Source organism: uncultured Sunxiuqinia sp., assembly GCF_963974515.1.
In the GTDB taxonomy this organism is placed as follows: domain Bacteria; phylum Bacteroidota; class Bacteroidia; order Bacteroidales; family Prolixibacteraceae; genus Sunxiuqinia.
Genome location: NZ_CAXBDD010000108.1, coordinates 1 through 12468 on the forward strand (window position 1 = coordinate 1; position 12468 = coordinate 12468).

At 45.7% G+C, this 12468-nt stretch carries 9 protein-coding genes; all 9 read left to right on the forward strand.

Annotated features, from left to right (window positions below):
• A partial coding sequence (locus AAC033_RS16285; protein WP_339740050.1) for a transglycosylase SLT domain-containing protein occupies nt 1-495 on the forward strand: 495 nt, incomplete at its 5' end.
• A 5-nt stretch (nt 496-500) separates the two neighbouring features.
• A complete protein-coding gene (gene uvrA / locus AAC033_RS16290; protein WP_339740052.1) occupies nt 501-3365 on the forward strand; it encodes an excinuclease ABC subunit UvrA in 2865 nt (954 codons plus the stop codon).
• Nucleotides 3366-3444: 79 nt separating this feature from the next.
• On the forward strand, nt 3445-5109 hold the full coding sequence (locus tag AAC033_RS16295) for a nucleoside kinase (protein WP_339740054.1): 1665 nt from the start codon (nt 3445-3447) through the stop codon (nt 5107-5109).
• Between the two features lie 130 nt (nt 5110-5239).
• Nucleotides 5240-5839 carry a TetR/AcrR family transcriptional regulator gene (locus AAC033_RS16300; RefSeq protein ID WP_339740056.1) on the forward strand — a complete coding sequence of 200 codons (600 nt, stop codon included), beginning with the start codon at nt 5240-5242 and terminating at the stop codon, nt 5837-5839.
• 51 nt (nt 5840-5890) lie between these two features.
• On the forward strand, nt 5891-6553 hold the full coding sequence (locus AAC033_RS16305; protein ID WP_339740058.1) for a TetR/AcrR family transcriptional regulator: 663 nt from the start codon (nt 5891-5893) through the stop codon (nt 6551-6553).
• A 12-nt stretch (nt 6554-6565) separates the two neighbouring features.
• Nucleotides 6566-7873 carry a TolC family protein gene (locus AAC033_RS16310; RefSeq protein ID WP_339740060.1) on the forward strand — a complete coding sequence of 436 codons (1308 nt, stop codon included), beginning with the start codon at nt 6566-6568 and terminating at the stop codon, nt 7871-7873.
• Nucleotides 7874-7893: 20 nt separating this feature from the next.
• Entirely contained in the window at nt 7894-8940 is a 1047-nt protein-coding gene (locus AAC033_RS16315) for an efflux RND transporter periplasmic adaptor subunit (protein ID WP_339740062.1), read from the forward strand.
• Nucleotides 8941-8978: 38 nt separating this feature from the next.
• A complete protein-coding gene (locus tag AAC033_RS16320; protein ID WP_339740063.1) occupies nt 8979-12098 on the forward strand; it encodes an efflux RND transporter permease subunit in 3120 nt (1039 codons plus the stop codon).
• Between the two features lie 11 nt (nt 12099-12109).
• Nucleotides 12110-12403 (forward strand): PG0541 family transporter-associated protein, encoded by a 294-nt coding sequence (locus AAC033_RS16325; protein ID WP_339740065.1) that lies wholly within the window; start codon nt 12110-12112, stop codon nt 12401-12403.
• Nucleotides 12404-12468: the final 65 nt, after the last annotated feature.

Here is a 12468-nt window from a genome sequence, read left to right on the forward strand (position 1 = left end):
CTGGAAGTCAGCACGGAGGTGGATGAGCGTTACCATATTGAGAAATCGACCCATGCGGCTTGTGCCTACTTGCACGAATCGTACCGTAAATATGGTAACTGGACGATGGTAGCTGCCACTTACAATGCGGGTAGGAATTTTATCGGGCGACAAGTGGAGCGGCAAAAGGAAACCAATTACTATGATTTGTTGTTAGGAGAAGAAACCCGACGTTATGTGTTCCGGATTTTGGCTTTGAAGCTGGTGATGGAAGATCCGCGGGAGTATGGTTTTGATGTCCGCGAGGAGGAAATGTATCCACAGTGGAATACAAAAACCATCCAGGTGACAGGCCCTGTTATTAGTTTTGCCGATTTTGCACAGGAGCACAACACCAATTACAAAATCCTGAAAATGCTGAATCCTTGGTTGCGCGAAGCGTATCTGACAAACGCAGGTGGCAAAACCTATGAGATCAAATTGCCGGCCGAAGGATTCCGAACAAGAACAAAGTGATGAACATGCAGAAAACAGAAACCGCAGTTCTGGAAGAAGAATTTGTGGAGAATGAAGAAAAAGTGGTGGTGCACGGCGCCCGTGTACATAACCTCCAAAATATCAATGTCGAAATTCCGCGCAACAAGCTCACTGTCATTACTGGCCTGAGTGGAAGTGGAAAATCATCGTTGGCTTTCGACACCATTTATGCCGAAGGGCAACGACGTTACATCGAGACGTTTTCTGCCTACGCCCGCTCATTCCTCGGAAACATGGAGCGCCCCGATGTGGACAAGATTACCGGCTTAAGTCCGGTGATTTCGATTGAGCAGAAAACCACGAACAAAAATCCCCGATCAACAGTGGGGACGGTGACCGAAATTTATGACTTCCTGCGCCTGCTTTATGCGCGAGCCGGTGAAGCCTTTTCGTATGAAACCGGTGAGAAAATGGTAAAATATACCGATGACCAGATTCTGACACTGATTCAGGAAAAGTTTTCGGGACAGCGGATTTTGGTGATGGCGCCCCTGGTTCGTGGGCGGAAGGGACATTACCGCGAGCTTTTTGAGCAAATTAGGCGCAAGGGATTTTTATACGCGCGAATTGACGGCGAAGTGAAGGAATTGGTTCCCAATATGCGTGTGGATCGATACAAAAATCACTTCATAGAAGTGGTGGTCGACCGGCTGGAAGTGGAGAAGGAAAGCCTGAAGCGGTTGAAAGAATCGGTGCAAACTGCCATGACTCAGGGGCACGGCATCATCCTGATCATGGAGCATGGCTCCGACAACATGAAATATTACAGTCGCCAGTTAATGTGCCCAAGCACGGGGATTTCGTATGCCGAACCGGCGCCGCATAACTTTTCGTTTAACTCGCCACAGGGTGCTTGTGAGCGATGCAACGGGCTGGGGCAGGTGGCGGAAATTGACTTGGAGAAGATTATTCCGGAGCCAGAGAAAAGCATTGCCAAAGGCGGAATAGCTCCGCTTGGTCCGCAAAAAAACACGCTGATTTTTTGGCAAATTGAGGCCTTGGGTGAGAAATATGGTTTTGATCTGAAAACGCCGGTTTGCGACATTCCGGAAGATGGATTGAACGTAGTATTGTATGGAACCAATGAACGCATTCAGCTAAAGAATTCGCCGCTTGGAAGTTCGGTCAATTACATGATGACTTACGAAGGAGTGATCAAATATATTGACAGCCAGCGCGATGATAATCCTTCGAAAAAAGCGAAAAAGTGGGCCAGCCAGTTTGTCCGGGAACGTAGCTGTCCCGACTGCAACGGGCAACGCCTGAAAAAGGAGTCGCTCCACTTTAAAATTGACAACCGTAACATTTCGGATGTTGCCAAGCTTGACATCAATGAGCTAAACGATTGGCTGGCTGATTTGGAAGATCGTCTGACCAAACGACAGCGCCAGATTGGGACGGAAGTGATCAAGGAAATTCGCGACCGGGTGAGCTTTCTAATTGATGTTGGGTTGGAGTATTTGTCGCTCGACCGTACCTCGCGAACCCTCTCTGGTGGCGAGTCGCAACGGATTCGGCTGGCCACGCAAATTGGTTCGCAGCTTGTCAATGTGCTTTATATTCTGGATGAGCCCAGCATTGGACTGCATCACCGCGATAACTTGCGTTTAATTCATTCGCTTCAAAAGTTGCGTGATACCGGTAATTCGGTCATTGTAGTGGAACACGATAAGGATATGATGCTTTCGGCTGATTACATCGTAGATATGGGGCCGTATGCCGGTCGCCATGGGGGAGAGGTGGTGGCTGCCGGGACGCCGCAGGTGATTTTGGAAGCCAATACCCTGACGTCGAAATACCTGACCGGGGAGCACCAGATCGCCGTGCCGGAAATACGTCGGCCCGGGAATGGAAAGTCCATCAAACTAAAAGGCTGTAGTGGAAATAATCTGAAAGATGTGAATGTGGAATTCCCCTTGGGAAAATTGATTTGTATCACAGGTGTGTCGGGTAGTGGAAAATCAAGTTTGATCAACGGAACCTTGCAGCCAATTTTGAGCCAGCATTTTTACAAGTCGGTGCAGGATCCGCTTCCCTACAAAAAGATGGAGGGCCTCACAAATATTGACAAAGTGGTTCAGGTCAACCAATCACCACTGGGACGCACGCCTCGTTCCAATCCGGTTACGTATACCGGCGTTTTTTCCGATATCCGGGCCTTGTTCGCCTTGTTGCCCGAAGCCAAAATCCGCGGCTACAAACCGGGCCGTTTTTCCTTTAATGTGAAGGGCGGCCGCTGCGAAGATTGTCAGGGCGGGGGCTTGAAGTTGATTGAAATGAATTTTTTGCCCGATGTGTATGTGCATTGTGATACCTGCAACGGGAAACGCTACAACCGCGAAACTTTGGAAGTTCGCTACCGGGGAAAATCGATTGGTGATGTGCTGAACATGACCATCAATCAAGGTGTTGAGTTTTTTGAAAACATGCCATCTATTCTGCATAAGCTGAAAACGATCCAGGAGGTTGGGCTGGGGTATATTACGCTCGGACAATCATCCACTACCTTGTCCGGTGGCGAGTCGCAACGGGTGAAACTGGCTGCGGAACTGGCTAAAAAGGACACCGGAATGACCATGTACATTCTTGATGAACCAACCACGGGGCTTCACTTCGAAGATATCCGGGTGCTGCTGGAGGTGCTCAACAAGTTGGTTGATCGTGGCAACACAGTGATTGTGATTGAACACAATATGGATGTTATCAAAGTGGCTGATCACATTATCGACTTGGGCCCCGAAGGCGGAAAAGGTGGAGGGCAGCTGCTTTGCGCGGGCACACCGGAAGAAGTGGTTAAAAACAGAAAATCATACACTGCCAGGTATCTGAAAAAAGAGTTAGCTTTATAGTGTCAGGAATAAAAAATCAACCATCAGCAATCCGGGTTTAGCCCTGTTTCGATTGCTGATTTTTTGAGACAAAAGAATTATGAAAACGATTGAGATCTACTGCGAAAATAACAATACAACAAAAGCTTATCCATTAGGTACTTCGCTTGAAGAAATCAAAGATGACATGCAGATTAAGCTGCAGAACCCGGTTTGTGGTGCTTTGGTGAACCACAAAGTTAAAGAGTTGTCCTTTTCCGTGGTCAAATCCAAACGGATTCAGTTTATTGATTACTCGCATCCAGACGGGCGACGCTTGTACACACGTTCCTTGCTTTTTTTGCTTTATGTGGGGGTTAAGGAAACCTTTCCGCAGGTGAAGCTGAAAATCATGAATGGTATTTCCCAGGGCTATTATTGCGAACTTGTTGGACTGAAACGGCCCATTACCGACTCCGACATTTTTGAGTTGAAAAACGAAATGCGCCTCTGGGTGGAACGGAACGTACCAATGTTAAAGAAAGGGATACCAACGAACGAAGCGGTAGAAATATTAATTCAACAGGGGTTGGAAGAAAAAGCACGCTTATTTGAACAGCAAGGTACTTTGTTTTCCTACCTCTATTTCATCAACGGATTGGCCAACTATTTCTACGGGCATCATGTCCCATCAACAGGTTACCTGAGCAATTTTGGTTTGGCAACTTATTTTGACGGGATCTTGCTGCAAATTCCGCAACCCGATAATTTTGACAAGCTTTTCCCGGTCATCAAACAGGAAAAGCTTTTTGGTGTATTTAAAGAACATAAAAAGCGTGCTCAAATTCTGGACGTTCCCGATTTGGGGAAATTGAACGAATATACAGATATGGGAAAAAGTGGCGATATCATCAAGATATCGGAAGCGCTGCATGAAAAAAAGATTGCTGAAATTGCCAACCAGATTGATGAGCGTCGCGATGAAATAAAAGTGGTTCTGATAGCCGGGCCATCAGCGTCGGGTAAAACAACCTTTACCAAGCGGCTGGCTGTTCAGTTAGCCGTAAACGGACTGGTACCGCACATGATTTCGCTGGATGATTATTTTGTTGACCGGGAGAAAACGCCACTCGACGAAAACGGCGAGTACGATTTTGAGGCGCTCGAAGCCATTGATATTAACTTTTTTAACGAACAATTACTTCAGCTTTTTAATGGTGAAGAGGTCGAACTGCCCAAATTTAATTTTGCACTGGGTAAACGGCTTAGCTCGGGCGAAAAACTGCGTTTGGGTGATGGACACCTGCTGCTGGTCGAAGGTATTCATGGGAACAATCCCGGACTAACGCCACATGTGAGTGAACGACAAAGTTTTAAGATTTTCCTTTCGGCTTTGACTCAAATTTCATTCGACGACCACAACCACATTTCAACAACCGATAATCGGCTGATAAGAAGGATGATTCGCGATAGTATGTACCGCGGCTATTCGGCTGCCGATACCATCAGGCGATGGCCAAGTGTGAAGAATGGTGAAGAGAAAAACATCTTTCCCTACCAGGAGAATGCCGATGTCATGTTCAACTCAGCTATGGTGTATGAGTTGGCTGTGTTGAAAAAATATGCCGAACCACTGCTGAAAAACGTACCCGAAAACCAGGTGGAGTTCTGCGAAGCTAACCGGCTGCTGAAATTTTTCAGCTATATCAAAAGTATTGATGACGCAGAGATTCCGCCAACTTCACTCATCCGCGAGTTTCTGGGTGGAAGCAGTTTTCGTTATTAGTATGAAGTAGGTCACATCGAGAATAGGCTTTGCGACGTTTCATTGCTGTCACGTTAAATTTCTGTAAAGAAAACTGGAAAACTTAAAGGGTTTTAAAAGTTTTTGTATTTTTGACGTCAAATTTAAGAAGATGGAAGTACGAGCACGAATTATAGAAGAAGCAACCCGATTGTTCTTCCAATACGGCATTCGCAGTATTACAATGGATGAAATTGCTGTGTCGCTTGGGATATCGAAACGTACGGTCTACGAAACCTTTAAGGATAAAACCGAATTGATTCATACCTGCCTGAGAGATTTGATCCGGCGGCGGGATGAACGCAGACAGGAGGTGATTTCTTCTTCGGCTAATGTCATCGACGCCATTTTTACTTCTATGCAAGATGGTATCAAAGCGATAAACACAATCAATCCGCTGTTTTTTCATGATTTGAAACGATACTATCCTGTGATTTGGAAGACGTTGTATGAAGAGAATAAAGAAAAACATTACAACCTCACCTGCACGCAACTACGCAAAGGGGTAAACGAAGGTTTGTTTCGAAAGGACATTCACATTGGTATTGTTTCGAAATTGTTCCACGAACAGATGAATCTGATTTCAGATGAGTCTATCTTTCCGCGTGAGCAGTACGAGCTGACTGATTTGTTCAAGAATCTCATGATTAATTTTGTCCGTGGTATTTCAACTCAAAAAGGAATTGACCTGGTGGATAAGATGCTGGACTAAATTTTTTTGATCTTCAAAAAACTCAAAAAAACGAAATAGTTTTTAACGTTCATGATTGATGATCGCACAATAGTAGAAAAGACTTACTTGCTTTACACAAAGTATGGAATTAAAAGTGTCAGCGTTGATGAGATTGCCGCGATGCTTGGCATTTCAAAAAAGACACTCTATCTCCACATTCGGAGCCGGGATGAGTTGTTGCAATTGGTAATTGACTACAGCCTCACTCAGTTTATGAGCGGCTTGCATAAGCTATTGAAGCCTGAGCAGCATGTGTTTCGAAAGTTGGGACTTTTCTACAGCTATATTATTAAGATCAACCGGAAAGTCAATCCTTCGTTTCTTCCTGACCTGAAAAAAGTGAATGTAATGCATTTTCGCACGATTCAGGAATTCAGGAACGACAAGCTTTTCAATATCGTCAGACCCATTGTTGAAGAGGGGATTAGGCAGGAGCTTTTTCGGCCCGATCTCGACATAAAATTGGCTTATCTCCATCAGATTTCGAAGATTGATGGCGGAATTTTAAAAGGATCGCCGGAATACAACCAGGCTCTGTTTAGTGACTCAATTTACAAGCTGATTATAAATGATTTGATTGGAATGACAAGCTTGAAAGGACACCAGGTAATTGAAAGACAATACGAAGAGATGCTGCTGTTGATAAAGGAATGTGACCAATCGATTTTACAGAAAACAAAACAGAATAATTAAAACACGTTCAGAATGAAAATCAGAAAACAGATGACAATGGCAGTTCTGACCATGCTCTTCCTGTTGCAGGGAGCTGTGGCTCAGGACCGTTTGTCGATCGATCTGCAGGAGGCGAAAGAGCATGCCTTACAGTACAATAGAAGTTTGCGAAGTTCGGAGCTTTCGGTCTGGCAATCGCAGGAACAATTGAAACAGGCCATTGCGGCTGGTTTGCCCCAAGTCAATGCCACGGCGGATTATAATAACTCGTTGGGTGCCGAAATTTCTATTCAATTTGATGAAAGCATGCCAGCATCGCAAATTCCGATTGATCCGACCAGCAGTTTTAACCTGCAAGTGGGACAATTGATTTTTAGTGCCAACTATTGGATTGGTATTCGATCCGCGAAGTTGTATCACGCCATGTCGGAGAAAAGCCTGGAGAGAACAGAGCGCGATGTTGTTAGTCAGGTGGTGAACAGTTACTATTTAGTATTGGTTGCCGGCGAATCTCTTAAAATCCTGGAAAGTAATGTGAAGAACCTGGAGGCGGTTTATGAGAAAACGAAGCCAATGGTTGATTTTGGAATGACCGAAAAAGTCGAACTTGACCAGCTATCTGTCCAGGTAAATTCCTTGAAAAATGCGGTTAAGTCTGCTGCACGTCAGTATGAGATGGCTCAAAACATGCTTCGCCTTCAGTTGGGGGTCGCGGCTGAGACTGAACTCGAACTGACAGAATCACTGAGCCAGATCCTCCGTTCGAATGAATTGGACGCAGCCTTGACAGATCCCTTCACTGTGGATCAGAATATTGATTTCCAGTTGATGAGTGTTCAGGCACAAATGCAAGAGAAACAGCTTGATATGCAGAAAGCCAACTATTTGCCGACTGTTTCCGGTTATTATTCATTCACACAGAAACTGCTAAAGCCGGCCTTCGACATGACGCCCAGCCACATGATTGGCTTGCAAATGAATATTCCGATTTTTTCGAGTGGCGAACGGCGATCGAAAGTGCGACAGGCGAAAATTGAACTGGAAACGGTGCAGAACGAACGGGCACTGCTTGAGGATCAACTGGACATTCAATATAAACAGCTCAGTTTTAACCTGCGAAGTGCGCTTGATAATTTCGAAAATCAAAGCCGGAATGTTGAGGTGTCGCGTGAGGTATATGAAAACCTGCAACGCAAATTCAACCAGGGGCTTATTTCGAGTTTAGAGTTGACCAGTGCTGACAATAATTACCTGAAAGCGGAATCAGAATATTTACAGGCAGCACTTGAGGTGTTGCAAGCACGCATCGAGTTAAAAACACTATTGGGAGAAGTAAAATAAACAATTAAATAGAGTTGAAAATGAAACAATTAAGCACATTTATAGGACTGCTTGCCGTTTTGGCTATTTCGTCTTGTTCGGCACCAAAGGAGGAAAGCGGAACAAATTCTGAAGCCAAACGGGTTGTTGAACGTGTACGCGTTACAACACTTGCCAAAGAGGAAATTACGCGCACCATTGAATATTCAGCAAGCCTGGAGCCGTTCAATACGGTTCACATGGTTCCTGCTTCGCCCGGACGAATTGAAGCGATCCGCGTAGAGCTGGGCGACCGCGTTAGCAAAGGACAGGAATTGGTCGAGATGAATGACGCCCAGTTGAATCAGGCCCGGATTCAGTTAAATAACTTGAAAGCGGACTATGCCAGGCTAGATACCCTGAAAAAGCTGGGGAGCATTGCAGAGCAGCAGTACGAACAACTTCAGGCCCAATACGAGGCGGCGAAAGAGAATGTAGACTTTCTGGAAGAGAATACACTGCTGGTCGCTCCGTTTAATGGGCTGATTTCGGGCAAGTACCACGAAGCTGGTGAAATGTACTCCGGCTCGCCGATTGCGGAAATTGGCAAAGCCGCCATTTTGACCATCATTCAGGTTGACAGGCTGAAAGCCATTGTCAGTATTTCTGAAAAATACTTTCCAAACATCAAGAAAGGCATGTCTGTTTCTGTGGCTTTTGATGTATATCCTGGAGAAACGTTTAACGGAGAAGTCTTCAGAATTGCTCCAGCTATTAACCCGCAAAGTCGTTCGTTCGAGGTGGAAGTCAGTATGGATAACCCAGTAGGGAAGCTACGTCCCGGAATGTTTGGGCGCGTAACCATTGGCCTCGAAAATACTGAGGCAACGGTGCTTCCGGCATTAGCCATCCTGAAAATGCAGGGATCAAACGTGCGCTACCTGTTTGTTGAGCGGAACGGTAAAGCCAAACGAGTGGAAGTAGCACTTCGCAATCGGTTTGACGACAAGGTGGAGGTAATTTCGAGTGAATTGCAGCCGGGCGATCAGATTATTGTTGAAGGGCAGGCCCGCTTGCTTGATGGTGCAGAGGTGGAGGTGGTGAACTAGAGGTTTGCCCGAACATTTTAAAATAAAGCAATTGAATTATGAGTATATATAAAAGTGCAGTTGATAAGCCCATTACGACTTTCATGATCTTTATTGCGGTGGTGGTGATGGGCATTTTCTCACTCATTAATATTCCGGTGGACCTGTATCCGGAAATGGAGCCGCCTTATGTTTCAGTCATGACGACTTATGCCGGAGCCAACGCTTCGGATATTGAGACTAATGTGACCAAAGTGCTGGAGGATGCCCTAAATTCAGTGGACAAGCTGAAGGAGATGACTTCCACTTCTTCGGACAATCTTTCGGTAATTTCGCTGGAGTTTGAGTGGGACGCAAATCTGGATGAGGCGACTAATGATATCCGCGACGTAATTGACAGGATCTACGATAACCTGCCGGAAGCGGTTGACCGACCTACCATTTTTAAGTTCAATACCAGCATGTTTCCCATTCTTTTTTACGCGATTACGGCCGACGAAAGCTACCAGGGACTGGAGAAGATTATCGATGAAAAGGTGATCAACCCATTGAATCGCGTTGATGGTGTGGGCTCGGTGGCTATGGTTGGTACGCCCCAACGGATGGTTTATGTTGATGTAGATCCGAAGAGGCTGGATGCTTACAATCTAACACTGGAGCAGCTTGGTTCCTCCATTGCCGGCGAAAATCTGAACATGCCCTTGGGGAATGTGAAAATGGGTAAGCTGGATTACCAGATCCGGGTGCAAGGTGAGTTTTCAGAGAGCGAACGGATCAAGAGCTTGGTTGTTGCCAACTACAATGGAAAACAAGTGTACCTGCGCGACGTGGCTACGGTGCGCGATACGCTAAAAGATGTGACACTGGAAGAAAAGATCAATGGACAGACCGGTGTGCGGATGTTTGTGATGAAACAATCCGGAGCAAATACGGTGAAAGTGTCACGACAGATCAAGGAGCGGCTCGAAGAGCTGAAACCAACTTTGCCTCCTGATATCCAGATTCAGGAGATTTTTGATTCATCAACATTTATCAAGGGATCAATCAATAACCTCGCTTCAACCTTGATGTATGCGATGATCTTTGTGGTTTTGGTTGTGATGTTTTTCCTCGGACGATGGCGGGCAACTTTCATCATCGTTTTAACGATTCCGATTTCGCTCATTGTCGCATTTATTTACCTCTATATTACGGGTAACTCAATGAACGTTATTTCCCTGACTTCGCTATCGATCGCGATTGGGATGGTAGTGGATGATGCCATTGTGGTTCTGGAGAATATCACGCGGCACGTGGAGCGGGGTGCGAGTCCGCGTGAAGCTGCTATTTATGCGACCAACGAAGTTTGGTTGTCGGTGGTTGTTACTACACTTGTTGTCGTAGCTGTTTTCTTCCCGTTGACCCTGGTTTCCGGAATGACAGGTGTGTTGTTCAACCAGTTGGGCTGGATTGTAACCATTACTGTTGTAACCTCAACGTTTGCTGCTATTTCGCTGACTCCCATGTTGGCTTCGAAATTCTTGAAACTGAAGAAACGTCAAAAAACACGGAAGTACGAATATGAAAATACAATTGAAAAATGGCTTGGCAAGTTGGATCATTTCTATGAAATCTTGCTTCGGAAACTGATGCACTACAAAACAGTCGTGGTGCTTGCTACTTTCCTTATTTTCTTTGGCTCACTATTTCTGATGAAGCTCGTAGGGACAGATTTCATGCCCGAGTCGGATGAAAGCCAAATTACGGCAAACATTGAGTTGCAAACCGGGTTACGTGTAGAAGAAACGGTAAAGGTTACCCGCCAGTTGGAGCAAGTGATTCGGGAAAGATATCCGGAGGTTGAGCTAATCGCTTCTTCATCCGGTTCAGATGATGAAGGTGGTTTTATCTCCATGTTCAGCACGACCGGTTCAAACATCATCAACTTCACCCTGCGCTTGTCGGGTTTGAATGAACGCGACCGCACGGTTTGGGAGATTGCTGATGACTTCAGGGCCCAGATTGCTTTGCTTCCCGAAGTGGTCAATTCAACTATATCAACAGCATCGCAAGGGCTTGGCGGCTCGGGCAATGTGGTGGACTACGAAATTTACGGCTATAGTTTTGATGTAACCAATGCTTATGCGGAACAGGTGTTTGATCGGATCAAAGCTATGGATGGCGCACAGGATGTTTCCATCAGCCGAAAAAACGATAAGCCTGAACTGCAGATTGTACTCGATCGGAATAAACTTTCGGAACACGGACTGACCACAGCGCAGGTTTCCACTTTGGTTCGAAACAGGGTGAACGGTTTGATTCCATCGTATTTTAAAGAAGAAGGAGAGGAGTACGATATCAAGATCCGGTTGGAGGAGGATTATCGGAACTCCATATCCGATATGGAAGAGATGACCATCATGACTCCGGTCGGAAACAAGATTAAATTGAAGGAGTTGGGGAAAATAGTGGAGTATTGGTCGCCTCCAAGCATCCAGCACAAACGCCGTGAACGTTTGGTGACCATTTCGGCATCACCAAACAGCATTTCCTTGGGTGAATTGGCCAGCCGTATCAAAACCGAAGTTGCCGATCTGGAACCACCTGCCGAAATTGTCACTTCTGTTGGTGGAGCATATGAAGATCAGCAAGAGTCCTTTCTCGACCTGGCCATGTTGCTTGGTTTAAGCCTGATTTTGGTGTTTATTGTGATGGCTGCTCAGTTTGAGTCATTACGGATGCCGATTATCATAATGGTTTCTATTCCATTTGCATTCACGGGGGTCATCTTGGCTTTGGTTCTCACTGGAACAACCCTAAGTGTTGTAGCTGCCTTGGGAGCAGTCTTGCTGGTGGGAATTGTGGTGAAAAACGGTATTGTTTTGGTTGATTTTATCAACCTGATGCGAGACCGGGGCGTGGAACTATATGAGGCAATTGCTATTTCCGGGAAATCCCGTTTGCGTCCGGTGTTGATGACTGCCGCGACTACGATCCTGGGGATGCTCCCTTTGGCCATGAGTACTGGTGAAGGGGCTGAAATTTGGCGTCCGATGGGAATCACGGTGATCGGGGGTTTGGTTTTTTCTACACTGGTGACCATGATTATCGTCCCGGTGATGTATGCGGTGCTGGCCAGTAAAGGCGAACGCCGCAAAAAGGAAAAAGTAAGGCAGCAATTTGTATTTATGGACAAGTAAAATAGTATACGATGAAAGCAGTATTTATTGTATTTAACCAGGCCAACACCGAACGGGTAGAGTATATGCTTGATCGATTGGGTATTCGGGGTTATACATGGTGGAATGATGTCCTCGGCCGTGGCTCAGTCGATGGCGAACCACGTATGGGAACCCACACCTGGCCCGAAATCAATTCGGCCGTTCTGACCATTGTTCCCGATGAAACGGTGGACGAACTTCTGGAAAAAGTCAAAAAATTGGATGAAGTCAATAAGGAAGTTGGTGTCCGGGCCTTTGTTTGGGAAGTTCTGAAATCAGTATAAAAATAGATCCTTTAGTTTGATGGGCATTCTTTTCTTTTTTGGGAGAGGGGGCCCTTTTTTATTTA